This window comes from Streptomyces sp. NPDC057474 (assembly GCF_042802555.1).
Lineage (GTDB): Bacteria > Actinomycetota > Actinomycetes > Streptomycetales > Streptomycetaceae > Streptomyces.
In genome coordinates this window covers 21742-37944 of record NZ_JBHVDX010000036.1, presented here as the reverse complement: position 1 = coordinate 37944, position 16203 = coordinate 21742, and the positions used below count along the sequence as shown (strand labels likewise).

The 16203-nt window shown below is 70.7% G+C and carries 14 protein-coding genes and 2 pseudogenes; 8 read left to right on the top strand and 8 right to left on the bottom strand.

Annotation, left to right across the window (positions count from 1 at the left end):
• Positions 1–4: 4 nt before the first annotated feature.
• The 3 genes and pseudogenes from ACFU53_RS13515 to ACFU53_RS13505 all read right to left on the bottom strand — a co-directional run bounded on the left by ACFU53_RS13515 (position 5) and on the right by ACFU53_RS13505 (position 2599).
• Positions 5–1211: pseudogene (locus tag ACFU53_RS13515) on the bottom strand (acyltransferase family protein).
• A gap of 123 nt (positions 1212–1334) precedes the next feature.
• Positions 1335–1949, bottom strand: a complete 615-nt coding sequence (locus ACFU53_RS13510) for a hypothetical protein (protein ID WP_383990356.1) — start codon at positions 1947–1949, stop codon at positions 1335–1337.
• Complete coding sequence (locus tag ACFU53_RS13505) at positions 1946–2599, bottom strand: RNA polymerase sigma factor (RefSeq protein ID WP_383990353.1); 654 nt, start codon at positions 2597–2599, stop codon at positions 1946–1948. Before ACFU53_RS13505 ends, ACFU53_RS13510 begins: the two co-directional genes overlap by 4 nt.
• Positions 2600–2840: 241 nt before the next feature.
• Between ACFU53_RS13505 and ACFU53_RS13500 the strand changes: the two genes are divergently transcribed.
• The 8 genes and pseudogenes from ACFU53_RS13500 to ACFU53_RS13465 all read left to right on the top strand — a co-directional run bounded on the left by ACFU53_RS13500 (position 2841) and on the right by ACFU53_RS13465 (position 9764).
• Positions 2841–3587, top strand: coding sequence for a class I SAM-dependent methyltransferase (locus ACFU53_RS13500; protein WP_383990350.1), 747 nt, complete (start codon positions 2841–2843; stop codon positions 3585–3587).
• Positions 3588–3755: 168 nt separating this feature from the next.
• Positions 3756–4253, top strand: a complete 498-nt coding sequence (locus tag ACFU53_RS13495; protein ID WP_383990347.1) for an Ohr family peroxiredoxin — start codon at positions 3756–3758, stop codon at positions 4251–4253.
• 332 nt (positions 4254–4585) lie between these two features.
• Positions 4586–5239 (top strand): annotated as a pseudogene (locus ACFU53_RS13490) (FAD-dependent oxidoreductase); the annotation flags it as partial.
• A 124-nt stretch (positions 5240–5363) separates the two neighbouring features.
• A complete protein-coding gene (locus ACFU53_RS13485; protein WP_383990409.1) occupies positions 5364–7064 on the top strand; it encodes an L-aspartate oxidase in 1701 nt (566 codons plus the stop codon).
• Positions 7065–7160: 96 nt separating this feature from the next.
• Positions 7161–7907, top strand: coding sequence for an SDR family oxidoreductase (locus ACFU53_RS13480; protein WP_383990344.1), 747 nt, complete (start codon positions 7161–7163; stop codon positions 7905–7907).
• A gap of 85 nt (positions 7908–7992) precedes the next feature.
• Positions 7993–8580 carry a YceI family protein gene (locus ACFU53_RS13475; protein WP_383990341.1) on the top strand — a complete coding sequence of 196 codons (588 nt, stop codon included), beginning with the start codon at positions 7993–7995 and terminating at the stop codon, positions 8578–8580.
• Positions 8577–8777: a hypothetical protein gene (locus tag ACFU53_RS13470; protein WP_383990338.1), complete on the top strand. Its 201-nt coding sequence runs from the start codon at positions 8577–8579 to the stop codon at positions 8775–8777. The genes ACFU53_RS13475 and ACFU53_RS13470 overlap by 4 nt, the downstream gene beginning before the upstream one ends.
• Before the next feature lie 84 nt (positions 8778–8861).
• Positions 8862–9764 carry a UTP--glucose-1-phosphate uridylyltransferase gene (locus ACFU53_RS13465; RefSeq protein WP_383990406.1) on the top strand — a complete coding sequence of 301 codons (903 nt, stop codon included), beginning with the start codon at positions 8862–8864 and terminating at the stop codon, positions 9762–9764.
• A 13-nt stretch (positions 9765–9777) separates the two neighbouring features.
• Here the strand turns inward: ACFU53_RS13465 and ACFU53_RS13460 are convergent, their stop codons facing one another.
• From ACFU53_RS13460 to ACFU53_RS13440, 5 genes are all read right to left on the bottom strand, one after another.
• The gene (locus tag ACFU53_RS13460) at positions 9778–12546 is read right to left on the bottom strand and encodes an ATP-binding protein (protein WP_383990336.1); all 2769 of its coding nucleotides are present in this window, start codon (positions 12544–12546) and stop codon (positions 9778–9780) included.
• Between the two features lie 79 nt (positions 12547–12625).
• Entirely contained in the window at positions 12626–13564 is a 939-nt protein-coding gene (locus tag ACFU53_RS13455; RefSeq protein WP_383990333.1) for a hypothetical protein, read from the bottom strand.
• Positions 13561–14049, bottom strand: coding sequence for a hypothetical protein (locus tag ACFU53_RS13450; RefSeq protein ID WP_383990330.1), 489 nt, complete (start codon positions 14047–14049; stop codon positions 13561–13563). The genes ACFU53_RS13455 and ACFU53_RS13450 overlap by 4 nt, the downstream gene beginning before the upstream one ends.
• A 4-nt stretch (positions 14050–14053) precedes the next feature.
• Entirely contained in the window at positions 14054–15277 is a 1224-nt protein-coding gene (locus tag ACFU53_RS13445) for a macrolide family glycosyltransferase (RefSeq protein ID WP_383990328.1), read from the bottom strand.
• Positions 15274–16185, bottom strand: coding sequence for a patatin-like phospholipase family protein (locus ACFU53_RS13440; RefSeq protein ID WP_383990326.1), 912 nt, complete (start codon positions 16183–16185; stop codon positions 15274–15276). Before ACFU53_RS13440 ends, ACFU53_RS13445 begins: the two co-directional genes overlap by 4 nt.
• Between the last annotated feature and the right edge of the window lie 18 nt (positions 16186–16203).

Here is a 16203-nt window from a genome sequence, read left to right as displayed (position 1 = left end):
CTCGTCATGGTGGCCGAACGCGGCGGGCCAGCTCGCGGCCCCATGTTTGGCTCGGCACCTCGATGTAACGGTGGGTGAGCACGCACAAGGGCAGCAGCACGGCGAAGAACGCCACTTCGAGTACGAGGTTGTCCCGCCGCCACCGGCCGACCGTGCCGTCGATCGCCGCCAGCAGCACCGGGTGCACCAGGTAGACCGAGTAGCTGATCGTTCCCAGCCCGGTCAGCCAGCGAGGTAGGTGCCGACGGCGCGCCACCAGCCCGGCACCGAAGGTGAGCACGGCCAGGAGGAAGGCCAGGATCCAGCCGCGCCGTGTGAAATGGTCCCCGTCGCCGTACCGGTACGCACTCGCCACGGCGCAGGCGACCACCACGACGGCGGTGCTCGCCGCACACCGCCATGTGATCTGGCGGTGCTCGGCCCGGTGGACGGCGGTGCCGAGGAACATCACGGCGAGGATCACCAGGCCCTCCCAGACGGGGACCGTGCCGTTGAGCGGGACCAGGACGAGGGCCAGCACCCCGCCCAACAGGCCGCCGGGTACCCGGAGTACGGGTGACCGGGAGCTCGCACAGCAGATGGCGGCCACCATGGCGACCGAGGCCGACGCGATCAGCGTGCCGGTCCCGGCCCTGTCCGAGAGGGCGGAGGGCGGCAGCACAACCCCCTGCTGTCACGCTCACGGCGGCGAGCACGGCGAGGGTGACGGCGACCGCTGCGGACCGCTGGTGGAGGCGGACCGTGAAGAGAGCGACGACCAGCAGGTAGAAGGCCATCTCGTACGAGAGCGTCCACAGGACGAGCAGCAGATTGGGCGTCCCCAACAGTTCCTGGAGCATGGTGACGTGGGCGGCGGCCACTGTTCCGGCGCTCTGCCCCCCGAAGTCGGGAAGCTCGGCGACACCCCACAGATCGAGGGCGAGGATCATGGTGACGACGGCCGCCCACAGCGGGTGGACGCGGAAGATCCGTCCGATCCAGAACGTCCGGACGCAGCCCCGGCGTTCCAGTGACGCGGGGATGATGTAGCCGCTCACCAGGAAGAACACCATGATGCCGTACCGGCTGGTACTGAACTGCGGCATCAGCTCGCGCCGGAACTCCGCCATGAAGGTGTACGACGAGTGGTCGAAGACCACGACGAGTGCCGCGAGGCCGCGCAACGCGTCCAGCCAACCCACCCGCGACGGACCGACCAGGGCGGATGCCATGGGTAGTCGTACGCACACGGAGAGTGGTCGCGTCAGGGGTGGGGGAACGAGGGGTGGGGGTTTCATCGGGTGGGTTCAGTCCTCCGTGGTGAGGTGTTCGTCGTGCTGGTCCGCACCGTCCCCTCAGTCGCCCGGCAGGGTGACCTTCCTCGGCACGCAGGGCTCGGCCTCGCTCCTGGCCTCATAGAACTCGACCGCGCGTGGCCGGGAGTCGCCCCTGGTGTTCTCGAAGGCCAGCACGTTGCCCCGGCGCAGGGTGACGTCCCAGCGCGCCTCCATGGGGATGACGGGGACAGGGTTGCCCTGTTCGTCAATAGCCGGGAACGCGGAGGTGACGTCGCTCCGGTCGCAGACGTAGCCGGGAGCGAGCACGTCGATGGTCACGTGAATGCCCCACGGGCGGACCTCCCTTGCGAGTTCGCGCTGGTCCACCACACTGATGTCCTGATCCCTGACGGTGAGTCGCACGCTGCCGTCGCCGTTGCGCTCCACCGCGTAGGCCTTCGAGGCGGCCGGTGAACCGGGCACGGCCGCCACGGCCAGCCAGGCCGCCGCGCAGGCCGTCGCGCCGACGGCGATCCGTCGCGGAGTGAGCAGAGCGGACATTCCGCGCACTGAAGTCTTCGCCCGGCCCTCGTCCGATCCGGCGCCGGCTACCCCGGTCCCGGCCTCGCGCAGTTCGATCTCCCTCTTCAGCCCGTCCAGCAGCCGGTCCTCGAACCTCGTCCCCGTGCTCATGCTTCTCCCCTCGCGACGTGCAGCAGTGATGCGTCCGGCGTTCCCGCTCCCGCTCCCATGGAACTCGCCTGCGCGGCCCGGGAGTTCGTCTCCGCGACCTTGACGTCCGTCTCCTCCCGCAGCGCCTTGCGCGCCCGGTGCAGTCGCACCCGGGCGGTGACCTGGCGGATGCCCAGCGAGGCCGCCGCCTCGGTGACCGTGAGCTGGTCCACCGCGATCAGTTCCATGACGGCCCGCTCGCCGTCGGGAAGCCTCGCCAGTGCGGCCAGGGCGCGCCGCCCGGGGCTCTCCGCGTCGATCTGGTCCTCGATGCGGGCGATGTCGTCGGCCTCCAGCAAACGTCTCCCGGAGATGCGCAGGTTGTGTTCCGTCTCCCGGACGACTCGGCGGCGCTCCGACGACACGATGTTGCGTGCGATGCCGTACAGCCAGGCCGTCTCGCTGCCGAGGCGCGGCCGGTAGGTGTGGGCGGAGTCGAGGACGGCGAGGAAGATCTCGGCCGTCAGGTCGGCCGCGGTGTGCGGGTCGTCGACGCGCCGGGCCACGAAACGCATGACCGCGTCCACGTGCCGCCGATAGAACTCCTCGAAGAGCCGCGGGTCGCGTACCGCCTCAGCGGGCCCACCCTGTAACCGTTCCGCGTCATCCACAGGCGTCTCCTTCTCGTCGGGGCTTGCCGGTCCTCGTCGCCGGAGGCTCATGGGTCTCTTCGAGGTTTCACTTGTTCTTGGGACGAGGCGCGAAAAGCGTTACAGAGGAAACGGCATGACGTGCCGCAGCCTGCGGCACACCGCGGCGGCGGTGAGAGTGTGTGCGCACCGAACCCGCCGTCACAGATGTGCTGCGTGGTTTGTCTTGCTGGATATGCACCCTTCCCCATCGGTGGTGTCCGTGTCCCCTCTCGACCGGGAGGAGCAGGACGCCTACGCGATCAGTGCCGAGTTCTACGACGTCCTGCAGGCAGAGCGGGACGCGGCCCGCGTACGTCGGCTGTACAGCGGCGACGTCGGGAAGGCCCGTCTCGGTGTGCTCGATGTCGGCGCCGGCACCGGACGTGTCACGCTGATGAGCCTCATGGAGTCGCGCGTCCCCGTGCATGCCGTCGAACCCACACGTTCCATGCGTGCTCCGCTGATGACACGCCTGGCATCGCTGCCCGCCGACCAGAGAACGCGGGTCACCGTGCACCCCCACCGGCTGGATGAGGCCGACCTGCACGGGGTGGCCGACGTGGCCGTATGCCACAACATGATCGCCTGCCTTCACCCGGTTTCCCGGCGTGCCCTGTGGCCGGCCATCGCCGAAGCACTCGTGCCCGGAGGCGTACTGCTCATCCAGCTGCCGCCCGCCCGCCTCCCGCAGCACGAGAGCACGTACGACTTCCCGACGCAGCGAATCGGCCGGCACGAGTACGGCGGCCGCATGGTGGCGTCCGTCGACGTGGACCGGATCCGGACACGCTTCGACTACTGGGTACGGGGCGAGGGCGGTGTGCTGCGTGAGCACCACGAGACGTTCTGGATGTGGCCGGCCGGCCGTACCGAGGTGATCGGGGAACTGAGGCAGTCCGGGTTCGCTGCGCTGCCCGAGCGGGCCGATCCTGCCGCCGTCCTGGCAGTGCGGCTCCTACGGCGCTGAGCGGCGACCCGAGCGGGATCCCGAGTGAACGCCCGCAGAGCGGGCAGCTGTCCTGTCACAACCGGGGTGACTTGCCGGTCAACCAGCTGTCCGTAGCCAGGGGCTTCCCCCACTACATAAAGGTGCATATGACATGGAATTTGGCAAAGTCGGTTCGGTGGGAGCGCGGTGACCGAGCGGAATCCGTTGCCTGATCTGTCCGTCGAGAAGGACTTCGACGGAGAGTCCTTCGCCCCCATCTACACCACGACGGTGACGGTGAGCGGCGGGACGGCGAGTCATGGGCGGGCCTCGGGGAGGGCCCGCTCGGCCGACGGAGTGCTGGACATCGACCTGCGTATGCCCGCCGAACTGGGAGGAGACGGCACCGGGACGAATCCCGAGCAGCTGTTCGCCGCCGGCTTCTCCGCCTGCTTCCACGGGGCGTTGAGCCTGGTCGCACGACAGGCCGCGCTCGATCCCTCCGCGATCTCCGTCGAGGCGACCGTGGCGTTCGGCCGGGACCCGGAAGACGGCGGCTACCTGTTGCGCGTCGACCTGGTGGTCAAGTGGCCCGGCGTCGATCCTGGGCTCGCCGCTCCGCTCCTGGAGAAGGCCGACTCGCTGTGCCCCTACGCGAAGATGGCCTGGCGGGGAACGCCGACCACCATCACGCTGGCTCCGTAGCCGAGAACGTCGGCCGCCGGCGCAACGGTGTGCCGTTCGCGGGCTGTTCGCCTCTGTAGCCGTCGTGGGCCCACAGCACACGACGGCTTTTTCACGCCCAGGTGTCACATGAGCGCGAGCTCTCCTGTCCTACGCGGTGAGGAAACGAGTCGGCAGCCCGAGAGGGAAGATTGATGAACGCACGCGTCGTGTCAGTCGGTGAAGGCCCGCGCCTCGCCCGCTCCATCACGGTCGGCCCTCATACGGTCTGCCCTCATACGGTGACCGCGGACGAACCCCGGCCCGTCAGTACCGATACGGGACCCACGCCCGGGGAACTTCTTTCAAGGGCGGGGGCGAGGATCGTCGTGGTCGGTGCCGGGTGGATCGGCCTGGCGACCGCCGCGGCCCGGACTGCTGAAGGTGCTCGGGCGCGAGGCGGCTGAGGTATTCGCGGCGCTCCATGCCGATCACGGCGTCGAACTGCTGCCCAACGTGGAGGTGGAGTACCTCACCGGGGCGGACGGGCGGGTGGACGGCGTGCGGCTCGCCGACGGCAGGCACCTGGCCGCGGACACTGTCGTCGTGGGCGTCGGCATCACCCCTGTGTCCGGCTCGCCCAGGAGGCGGGGCTGGACGTGCGGAACGGCATCGTCACCGACGAGCATCCGCGGACCTCGGGGGACGGCATCCACGCCGCGGGCGACGTCGCCAACCCCTACCACCCGCTGCTCGGCCGCCACCTCCGGGTCGAGCACTGGGCCAACGCCCTGCGTCAGCCCGAAGCGGCGGCGCTCGGCATGCTCGGCCTCGTGGTCTTCCGTGGTGAGCCGTCCGAACGACGGTTCGTCTCCTTCCGGATGGCGGGCAACCGTGTCCTGGCGGGCGTGAGCGTCAGCGTGTGGGACGTCATCGAACCGATCCGTTCCCTCATCGCCTCCGGGGCCGACCTCGACGACGCGCTGCTCTCCGATCCGGGCGTGCCCCTGGACCGCCGGCTGCCGTGACATCCCTGCACATCGTCGGCACCGACGAACCGTGTCACGGATCGCGGGACGACCTGGTCGTAGTAAGTGACACCACCGGCGATCGGAGTAGACCGTGGCACTCACCGAACAACGTCTTTCCACCATGGTGCTGGTGATCGGCACCGGAGGCGCTGGGCTGCGCGCGGCGATCGAGCTCGCGGAGGCCGGCATCGATGTCCTCGCGGTCGGCAAGCGCCCCAAGGAGGACGCTCATACGGCCCTCGCCGCCGGAGGGATCAACGCGGCCCTCGCCACCATGGACCCCGAGGACAGCTGGCAGCAGCACGCGGCCGACACCCTCAAGGAGAGCTATCTGCTCGCCGATCCCCGCACCGCCCAGATCGTCACCCAGGGCGCCGCCCGAGGCATCGACGACCTGGAACGCTTCGGCATGGCGTTCGCCAGGGAGGAGGACGGCAGGATCTCCCAGCGCTTCTTCGGCGCGCACAAGTTCCGGCGCACCGCCTTCGTGGGCGACTACACCGGTCTGGAGATCCAGCGCACGCTCATCAGGCGCGCGGACCAGCTGAAGGTCCCCGTGCTGGACGGCGTCTACATCACCCGGCTCCTCGTGCACGACGGCGCCGTCTTCGGCGCCTACGGCTTCGACCTCACGCACGGGACGCGGTACCTGATCCACGCCGACGCCGTCGTCCTCGCCGCGGGCGGGCACACCCGTATCTGGCGGCGTACGTCCTCACGGCGCGACGAGAACACCGGCGACTCCTTCCGTCTGGCCGTGGAGGCCGGTGCCCGGCTGCGCGACCCGGAGCTGGTGCAGTTCCATCCGTCCGGGATCATCGAGCCGGAGAACGCGGCCGGAACCCTGGTCAGCGAAGCCGCCCGGGGCGAGGGCGGGATCCTGCGCAACGCGCTCGGGGAACGGTTCATGGCCCGCTACGACCCCGACCGTATGGAGCTGTCCACCCGCGACCGCGTGGCCCTGGCCTCCTACACGGAGATCAAGGAAGGGCGCGGGACCCCCAAGGGCGGCGTATGGCTCGACGTCTCCCATCTGCCACGGCAGACGATCATGACGCGGCTTCCCCGTGTCTACCAGACGCTGCTGGACCTGCAGATGCTGGACATCACCCGTGAACCGATCGAGATCGCGCCCACCGCGCACTACTCGATGGGCGGGGTGTGGGTGCGCCCCGAGGACCACAGCACCGACGTGCGCGGCCTGTACGCCATCGGAGAGGCGTCGAGCGGACTGCACGGCGCCAACCGTCTCGGCGGGAACAGTCTCATCGAGCTGCTGGTCTTCGGCCGGATCACCGGCCGGGCCGCCGCCGCCTACTCCGAGTCCCTCACCGCGCAGCCGCGCTCGGCATCGGCCGTCGCGCGGGCCCGGGCGGAGGTCGACGACCTGCTCACGGCCGACGGGCCGGAGAACGTACGTGCCCTGCAGCGCGCCATCCGCAACACCATGACCGAGCACGCGGGAGTCGTACGCGACGAGGAGGGCCTGCGGGCCGGGCTGGCGGAACTCTCCGTGATCGAGAAGCGGATGGAGGACGTCGGCGTGCACCCGGACATCGCCGGCTATCAGGACCTCGCGCACGCCTTCGACCTCAAGTCCGCCGCGCTGGCGGCCAGGGCCACCCTCGAAGCGGCACTGGAGCGTCGCGAGACCCGCGGCTGCCACAACCGCAGCGACTATCCCGACCTGGATCCCGCTTTCCAGGTCAATCTCGTGTGGTCCCCGACGACCGGTATCACCCACGAGAGCATTCCGGCGATCCCGGACGGGATTTCCTCGCTGATGCAGGAGGTCACGACCGAGGGAAAGCTCGTCGAATGACGGTCATTCTCTCGATGGCCGCGAAACCCGTGTCACAAGCAGCGCCACTGTCCTGTCTCTTCTAGTACAGAGAAAAACTTCCGAAAGGATTCCGTCATGAAGGTCGTAGTGATCGGTGGAACCGGGCTCATCGGTTCGAAGCTCGTCGGCAAGCTCAGCGAGCACGGGCACGAGGCGGTCGCGGCCGCGCCGAACACGGGCGTCAACACCCTGACGGGTGAGGGCCTGGCCGAGGTCCTGGAGGGCGCGTCGGTCGTGGTCGACGTGTCCAACTCCCCCTCCTTCGCGGACGACGCCGTCATGGACTTCTTCCGCACCTCCACGACCAACCTGCTCAAGGCCGAGACCGAGGCCGGCGTGACGCACCACGTCGCGCTCTCCGTGGTCGGCACCGACCGCCTCCAGGAGAGCGGCTACTTCCGCGCCAAGCAGGCCCAGGAGGAGCTGATCCAGGCGTCCGGGATTCCGTACTCCATCGTCCACGCCACGCAGTTCTTCGAGTTCATGAAAGGGATCGCGGACATGTCGACCGAGGGCGACACCGTGCGTCTGGCCCCCGTGAAAATCCAGCCCATCTACTCCGACGACGTGGCCGCGGCCGTCGGCCGCACCGCAGTCGGCTCTCCGGTCAACGGCGTGGTGGAGGTCGCGGGCCCGGACGTGTTCCAGCTCGACGAGCTCATCCGCAAGGGACTCGCCGCCAAGGGCGACCCCCGCACCGTCGTCACCGACCCTCAGGCCCCGTACTCCGGAGCCCAGGTTCAGGAGACCACGCTCGTCCCGGGCCCGGACGCGCACATCGCCGAGACCCGGTTCGCCGACTGGCTCGCGCAGCAGAAGTAGACACTTCCGGTGGTCCCCTGCCGACGGGCAGGGGACCACTCAATTCATCGCCCTAAGAGTTCCCCTCACGAAGGAACGGTTCGCCATGTCCGACCGCGCGGAAACAGCGATTTCCCATGCCTCGCCCTATCAAGGGCTGACGGGCACCTACAGCATCGACCCGGCCCATAGCACCATCGGGTTTTCCGTCCGGCACGCCATGATCACCAACGTGCGCGGGAAATTCACCGCGTTCGAAGGACTGCTCAAACTCGATGGGGACCGTCCCGCCCGGTCCGAAGCCCATGTCAGTGTCCAGACCGGCAGTCTCGACACGGGCATCGCGCAGCGGGACGCCCATGTCACCGGCCCGGACTTTCTCGACTCGGCGACGTTCCCTCTGATGGCCTTTCGTTCCACCGGGATCGTCGACGCCGGGGAGGGCCGGTTCCGTATGTCCGGCCACCTTCGGATCAAGGACGTCGAACTGCCCCTTCGCATCGACCTCGAGTTCGGTGGGGCGGGCCAGGACGCCGACGGGCAGAACCGGGTCGGCTTCGAGGGCACGGCCACCCTGAAGCGCTCCGACTGGGGGATCGACTGGAACTCGGCGGTGGCCACAGGCGGGGTTCTGATCAGCGACAAGGTGAAGCTGATCCTCGACATCTCCGCCGTGGAGCTGGACCCGCGATGACCCGAGCCGCCGAGGACCGAAGCGGCATGGCGGCCACCGTGGTGTCGCTGGCCGCCGAGGCCACCGAGCTGGAGACCCGGGTCAACGCGTTGCGCCGAGAGCTCGTGGACCTCGACGAGCGGATGGAAGCCGTTCTGGACGCCCTGCGTCGGCTCGATCAGGGGCGGGCGCGCGGCGCCCGGGGAGCGCCTGGGTAGGATTTCTCCCGGAGCCGCGCGACCGTGTGCGCCCAGGTCTCCGTGCCAACCGGTACGGTGTGCCGCTCGACCAAGAGAGACATGATGTCCCCGACGATTCGCAGGGCTGTGATCCCCGCCGCCGGCCTCGGTTCCCGTCTGCTGCCCCTGACGAAGGCGACACCGAAGGAGATGCTCCCGGTCGGCGACAAGCCGGTCATCGAGCACACCGTGCGTGAACTGGTGGACTCCGGCATCACCGACATCACCATCGTCGTCTCCGGCGGCAAGAGCCTCATCCAGGACCACTTCCGCCCCAACCCCGCCCTTGTCGAACAACTGCGCGAAGACGGCAAGACCGCCTACGCGGACGCGGTGGAGGAGGTCGCGGAGCTGGCCCGCCGGGGCCACATCACCTACCTCGACCAGTACGGGCCGTACGGCAACGGCACCCCGGTGCTGAACGCCGCCCGGGCCTTCGGCGACGAGCCGGTGCTGGTGCTCTGGCCCGACGACGTCTTCGTGGCCGAGGTCCCCCGTGCCCAGCAGCTGATCCGCGCCTACGAGCAGACCGGCTGCCCGGTGCTGGCCCTCCTGCCGATGGATCCCACCGAATCGCAGCGCTACGGCGTGCCCATCGTCAAGGAAGACCTCGGCGACGGCCAGCTGCGCATCACCGGCCTGGTCGAGAAGCCCGAGCCCGCCGCCGCTCCCTCGGCGTACGCGGCCATCGGCGGTTACGTCGTCACCCCCGGCATCATCGACGAACTGCGCGAGCAGACCCGCCGCTGGTACGAGCACAGGACCGGCGAGGTCTACCTGACCGACGCCATCAACGCCTACGCCACCACCCGCGCGGTGTACGGGCAGGTCATCAAGGGCCGCTGGTACGACACCGGCAACCCGGCCGACTACCTGGTCGCCCAGATGGCCTTCGCCCTCGCCCACCCGGAGTACGGCCCTCTCCTGCGCGGCCTGGTCAACGGCCTGGACACCACCGCGGAATAGGGCTGGGCCAGGGCTAGGCCGATGTCGCCTCGCCTTCGAGTCGTAGGGTGCGGATCTCCTTGCGGGAGGAGATGCCGAGCTTCGAGAACACCTTGCGGAGGTGCCATTCGACGGTGTGGGGGCTGAGGAACAGCTGGGTGCCGATCTCGGAGTTCGTGAGACCTTCGCCGGCGAGACGGGCGATCTGCGCTTCCTGGGAGGTGAGGGCCGTGGGCGTCGCGACGGTGTGTCTGCGCACCTTCGCCCCCGTGGCCTGCAGCTCGCTTCGCGCGCGTTCGGCGAACGCCTCGGCCCCGATTCGGCTGAACTCTTCGTGTGCGACGCCCAGTTGGGCACGGGCGTCGACGCGGCGGTTCTCGCGGCGCAGCCATTCGCCGTACAGCAGCTGTGCGCGGGCCAGCTCCACACGGACCCGGGTCCGGGCGAGCCGCTCGATCGCCTCACGGTAGAGCAGCTCTGCGGCGTCGCCTTCGCTCAGGAGCGCCCGCGAGCGCGCTTCCACGCCCAGTGCCCAGTCCGTGCCACTGGCCTGTGTCGCCTCCGAGAGCTGTTCGAGCGCGTCGGTCGCCGCCTGGGGCAGGCCGCTGCGTACGGCCGCCTCGATCAGCTCGGCCAGGCCCCAGCGCGGCGAGGCGAACTCGTACGGGTGGGCGGCTGCCTCCCGGGCCGCGGCCAGCGCCTCCGTGTACTGGCCGAGGCCGTTGCAGAGCACCGCGTGGTACCAGTGCGAGACGGTGACGGCGGCCCCCTGACCGCGCGGCACGGCCTCGCTCATGATCGCGTCGAGCAGCGTGCGGGCCTCCCGCTCGCGGCCACGCCAGGCGGCCAGGCCGAGCGGCAGTACCCGCGTCGGGTTGCTTCCGATCGCCGCGCAGACCGTGCCGACCTCCTCGACCAGCAATGCGGCAGCCGCCAGCTCACCGGCGAGGAGGTGCATGTGCGCGCGGGATTCGAGCACGTCGGGGAGCGCGCTGAGCGCTCCGGCCCGGCGGGTGATCGTCAGGTGACGGGTCGCGAGCAGGTGCCCGCGCTCGTCGTCCCACAGATCCGAGGCGAGGACCCCCGCGAGCCAGAGCCGGCGCAGCGCCTCCTGGACAGGGATCTCCTCGTCACAGAACGCTGCGAGGACCCGTTCCATCAGAGGCACCGAAGCCGCGTAACCGTCGGTGAGACGCACGGCGATGGCGTCCAGCAGCCTGTCGGGCAGCCGCGCCGGCCGCTGCGGCGGTGCGGCACGGGCGGCCTCGCCCACCTCCCGCAGACCCGGGCCGTGCGCCAGGCGGCCGGCGAATATCGCCGCCGCGACCGCGTCCAGGTAGGTGTCGCGGGCGAGCGCGACGTCGAGCGGCCCGAACCGGTGAGCGGCGGCCAGCAGCAGCGAGGGCGCCTCTCTGCCACGGTTCTGGGCGAACGCGATCTCGGCGTGCAGTACGTCGATCCGCGCGCGCCCGAGCTCGTCGAGGGGCCCGGCCTCCGCCGTGGCGAGGAGCGTGGCCGCCGGCTCGAACGCGCCCGCGTGGAGCGTCGCCCGAGCGGCTTCCACCGTGCGCCGCGCACGGCGGACAGGATCCTGCGTCAGCGCGGCCGCGCGCTGCAGGAACGCGGCCGTCGCCGCGATGCCGCCGCGTGCCTGCGCCCGGCCCGCGGAACGCTCCAGCTCGGCAGCCACCGTCTCGTCGGGTCCCGAGGCCGCGCCGGCCAGATGCCAGGCCCGGCGATCGGGATCGAGCCGGGCGTCGGTCGCGTCGGCCAGTGCCCGGTGTGCCTCTCGACGGTCGTTCGCGCTCGCCGCGCGATAGGCCGCCGAGCGCACCAGCGGATGCCGGAACCGCACCCGCGTCCCGAGTGTGATCAGCTCCGCCGCGTCGGCGTGCGACGCGGCGGTGTCGACGTCGATCCCCAGTCGCTCGGCCGCACGCCTCAGCAGCGTCACGTCCCCGACCGGCTCGGCCGCGGCGGTGAACAGCAGGCGTCGCGTCTCGGCCGGAAGCGACTGGACACGACGGAGAAATCCCTGCTCGATCTGGCTCGACAACGGCCCCGCGTCCGGACGCCCGAAGCCGCCGGCCAGCTCCCCCACGGCCAACCGGCGGGGCAGCTCCAGCAGGGCCAGCGGATTGCCGCCCGACTCGGCGACGATGCGCTCGCGCACCCGCTGGTCGAGCGGACCGGTGACGACCGAATCGAGGAGTTTCCGGGAGTCGCTCTCGGTCAGCCCCGTCACGAGCAGGTCCGGGAGGCTGCCGAGAGCCTCACCGGGGCTGGGCTCGCGGGCGGCGAAGACGAGCACGACCGATTCCGCGAGCAGCCGACGGGCGACGAACGCCAAGGTCTGAGCCGACACATGATCCAGCCACTGCGCGTCGTCGATGAGGCAGACCAGTGGCCGGTCCCCTCCGGCGTCCGCGAGCAGACTCAAGGTGGCCAGACCCACCAGGAACCGATCCGGTGCGGCACCGGCCCGCAGACCGAACGCCGTACCGAGCGCGTCGCGCTGCGGACCGGGCAGACGGTCGAGACCGGCCAGCAGCGGAGCGCAGAGCTGGTGCAGACCGGCGTAGGAGAGCTCCATCTCGGACTGAACGCCGGCCAGTCTGACCGTGCGGCACCCGGCGGCACGATCAAGGAGGTATCTCAGCAGTTCGGTCTTCCCGATCCCCGCCTCACCGCGCAGGACCAGGACCCCACTGCGGCCGACCTTGACCCCTGCCAGCAGGTCGTCGAGAACCTGGCACTCGTTCTGTCGTCCGAGGAGTCCGGCTCTTGAACCGCTCCTCGCCATGGCAGCTCCCCGGTCTCAACGCTTCGACCGGTATGGTAATACGCCTCCTGATCGCCGCGCCCGCGTGCGGGTGAGCCCTTCAGGTCAGCGGGTTGTCCGTCGCCGTGGGCGCGCCGCGGTGGGCGCGGATGAGGTCGATCACGGTGTCGGTGGTGCGGTCGAGGTAGGTGCGGCCGTCGGGCAGCCGCGTGTCCGGGCTGATGTAGCTGCGCGGGCCGAGGTGGGTGGCCGGGTCGAGCCGGTGCACGGTGATCTTGCCGGCGCGGTGGGCGCGGTTCCATCCGCTACGGCGGAACAGGCGCCAGCGTTGCGGGAAGATCCAGGTGCCGACCCGCTCGATCCGGTCGCTCGCACTGGTGAGTTGATGCACGTGCTCGGCGTGGCTGAGATCGTTGGCGCCGTTGTGGAACCCACCGAGCGTGATGACTATGAGCGGGGCGCGCAGCTGGGTGTGCAGTTCGTCGATCGCGCCGGTGGCGACCTGGGCGCCACCGCTGTAGCTGAGCAGCACCACGGGGATACCGCTGTCGGGCCGGTAGCCGGCGAGCCGGAGCTGGGTGGCGACCTGGGAGCCGACGGCCCGGTTGTACAGGGGGCGGTACCGGTGGTCGGCGGCGACGAAGACCTGCATGACGTTGTGCAGGAACAGGAGCAGCCCGGCGTGGAGGCGCAGCCACGCCCACACCGGCCGGTCGGCGAGCGGGTCGGCCAGCGGTGAGTAGGGCTGCACCTGACCCAGTACGCGCAGCTCCGGTGCTCGGGCGAGCACGGCCTTGACCAGCTGGCCGCCGTCCCGGGTGTCGCGGAAGCGACGTTTCCCGATGCCGTCCAGGTAGACCAGGTACGCGTCCGGGGGGCTGTCGGGTGCCGCACCCCGGGCATAGGGCAGGTCCTCCGGGAGTTCGGTGCCAGGTGCCCGCCAGCCTGCGCTGTAGGCGAGCACCTCGTAGCGGGCCAGCAGACCTTCGGCGAGCAGCACCGGCCCCAGCGCGCAGACCCAGAGCAGGAAGTCGTTCATACGATCGCCTCCGGTGCCCGGGACGCACTGATCCTCACGACCAGACGCCGAACGGCCTCCACGGCGACGCCGAGACCGGTCCCGGCGACGGCGACGCAACCGGCGGCGGTCCACCAGGCGAGCCCGGTCGCCGTTGCGAGCGGGCCGGCCAGACCGGCCCCGACGCCCACGAAGAGCACCATGTGGAGCAGGGGCCCGAGCAACGGGAACGCGAGGACGGCGGAGAGCAGCAGCGGGACGAGCAGGCTCGGCGTCCACTCCAACCCGGTGCCCTGCGGCGGGGAGGACAGCACCAGTTCGGCCAGGGTCCAGGCGGTCAGCGGCCACAGCGCGAACACGGCGCCCTCGACGAGGCCGGCGGCCACCAGCAGCCCGGCCACGAAGGTCCGCGACATGCCGGGCCGACGCGAGACGAGCGGCAGGATGCGCCCGGCGGCCTCCGACAGCCCGGCGGACAGCAGCAGGACGACGACAGCAGTGGACATTCTCTCAGCCTCGCCGTGACGGGTCGACGGGGACCGGCTGCCGGACCGGGCCGGCCGCTCGCAGATACCGCTCGAGTTCGTCGGCGGCCCGCCGGTACCCACCCGCCTTGTGCTGTGCGGCCTTCAGGGTGGTCGCGGCCGCCCGGAACCCGGGCTCGTGGAGCAGCCGCCGGGCGAGTGCCCGCACGGAGCCCCTCTCGACGTCCTCGGTTCGCATGGACAGGCCGGCGCCGAGTTCGACGACGCGACGGGCCACCATCGGCTGGTCGGCGCCCTGCGGGACCACCAGCAGCGGAACCCCGGCGTACATGGCCTCGTTGACGCTGTTCATCCCGCCGTGGGTGACGAACAGCGCCGCACGGGCCAGCACCTCCGGTTGCGGCACGAAGCGGTACGGCAGGACGTTGGCCGGCAGTGGCCCGAGCGCGTCGGGGTCGGTCTGCCCGGTGGACACGATCACGGTGCCGCCCAGCGGGGCGAGCGCGGTGGCGAAACTCCGCAGCAGCTGCGGATCGGCGTTGAACACCGTGCCCAGCGAGGCGTACAGCACCGGGTCCTGGAGCCGGTCGAGCGGGAACGACGGGTCGGCCGGGCGGGCGCCGACGCTCGGGCCGACGAAACGGTAGGACCGATCGAAGTCCTCGACGGCGGGCTGGAATTCCCGCGAGGTGTAGACCAGATTGAGCGGCTGGCGGATGTTCGCCACGTCGAGCAGGGGCAGCCCGCCCGTGGCGAAGCGCCGGTGCAGCTCCCGACGGGACCGCAGGTAGCCCCGGAGGCTGCGGGGCCGGGCCCTCGCCGCGGCGAGCAGGTCCCACGAGCCGCTGGTGGGGCTGGGCACATGCCGGTTGAAGGCGAACGTGGTGAACGACGAGGCCGCCGGGACCCCGAGTTCACGGGCGGCGACCGCGCCCCACAGACAGGCGCTGTCGTGGACGATCAGGTCGGGTCGGGCGCGGCGGAGGTCGGTGAGCACGGCGGGCAGCCAGCGGACGGCGGTGTCCGCGAGCGCCTCCATCCACGTGAGCGGTGTCGGCGGGTCGGGGAACGGCGGGTTGCCCCCGGGGTAGAGGAGCACGGTCGCGCCGGCGGCCTCGATCTCCGCACGGAACGCGGGCGAGGTGTGGTAGGTGACGGTGTGGCCACGCCGTACGAGCTCGGCCACGACCGGCAGCGTCGGGTTGACATGCCCGTGCATGCTGATGTTGAGGAACGCGATGGTGCTCACAGGCCTGCCTCCACTGTGGAAGAAGTCGATGCCTCGCCCGGACCGGCGGGTGTGGCCGAAGGGTCGTCGACCCGGTACAGGCCGGGCCCCCTGATGTGCAGTTCGTCGAGGAAGCGGCCCGCCGTGTGGGACGCGGTGCCGATCAGCCGCTGGGTATGGCCGAAGTCCCACGGGGCGGGCCAGGCCTCGATGCCGGTGGGGAGCACGACGGTCGGAATGTGCTGGGACACCTCGTGCAGGTCACGCTCGATCTGATGGCGCAACAGCAACAGTCCGGCTCTGGAGGCGATCGCACCGGCACGCGGACGGGGATCGACGGGGCGCAAGGGCGAGCTCTCCGGCCCGGTCGACAGCACCACCACGCTGGCCGCTCCGGCCTGCAGGGCCGCCAGTACCGGGACGTAGGCGACCACCCCGCCGTCGACGAGCGTGCGGCCCCCACGGTCCACCGGCGGCAACACCCCGGGAATGGCCGCGCTGGCCAGGAGCGCGGACTCGAGGTCGCCGTGGTCGAGCGACACCGGAGCGCCGGTGACCAGGTCCATGGCCACGGCGGTGAACGGGATCGCCAACTGCTCGATCCGTGACGGCAGCCCGGCCCGGGCGATCAGCCGGCGCAGGCCGCGGTCGGTGAAGATGCTGGCCCGTGAGGACAGGTAGCCGAGTGGATACACCTCACGGCGCCGCAACTGGCTCCACACGTGGTCCAGCCACGGCGCGGCCCTGTCGGGATGGGCGGCCGCGATCGCCCCGTTGAGGGCACCCACCGAGGTTCCGATGATCAGGTCCGGGACGAACTCGCGCTGCTCCAGCGCGTATCCGACGCCCACATGCGCCGCTCCGAGCACGCCACCGGCGCCCACCACCGCGGCCACGGGACGGGGCAGGGCGCGCAGGCCCGCCGACATCGCCTCCCCGCACGGCCC

What these genes read in the sequence shown, in the direction of transcription:
- ACFU53_RS13460 (WP_383990336.1), bottom strand. Translation starts at nt 12,546, where the DNA reads ATGGCGAGGAGCGGTTCAAGAGCCGGACTCCTCGGACGACAGAACGAG.
- ACFU53_RS13480 (WP_383990344.1), top strand. Translation starts at nt 7,161, where the DNA reads ATGAAGGTCGTAGTGATCGGTGGAACCGGGCTCATCGGTTCGAAGCTC.
- ACFU53_RS13485 (WP_383990409.1), top strand. Translation starts at nt 5,364, where the DNA reads ATGGTGCTGGTGATCGGCACCGGAGGCGCTGGGCTGCGCGCGGCGATC.
- ACFU53_RS13475 (WP_383990341.1), top strand. Translation starts at nt 7,993, where the DNA reads ATGTCCGACCGCGCGGAAACAGCGATTTCCCATGCCTCGCCCTATCAA.
- ACFU53_RS13450 (WP_383990330.1), bottom strand. Translation starts at nt 14,049, where the DNA reads ATGTCCACTGCTGTCGTCGTCCTGCTGCTGTCCGCCGGGCTGTCGGAG.
- ACFU53_RS13440 (WP_383990326.1), bottom strand. Translation starts at nt 16,185, where the DNA reads ATGTCGGCGGGCCTGCGCGCCCTGCCCCGTCCCGTGGCCGCGGTGGTG.
- ACFU53_RS13465 (WP_383990406.1), top strand. Translation starts at nt 8,862, where the DNA reads ATGTCCCCGACGATTCGCAGGGCTGTGATCCCCGCCGCCGGCCTCGGT.
- ACFU53_RS13510 (WP_383990356.1), bottom strand. Translation starts at nt 1,949, where the DNA reads ATGAGCACGGGGACGAGGTTCGAGGACCGGCTGCTGGACGGGCTGAAG.
- ACFU53_RS13470 (WP_383990338.1), top strand. Translation starts at nt 8,577, where the DNA reads ATGACCCGAGCCGCCGAGGACCGAAGCGGCATGGCGGCCACCGTGGTG.
- ACFU53_RS13455 (WP_383990333.1), bottom strand. Translation starts at nt 13,564, where the DNA reads ATGAACGACTTCCTGCTCTGGGTCTGCGCGCTGGGGCCGGTGCTGCTC.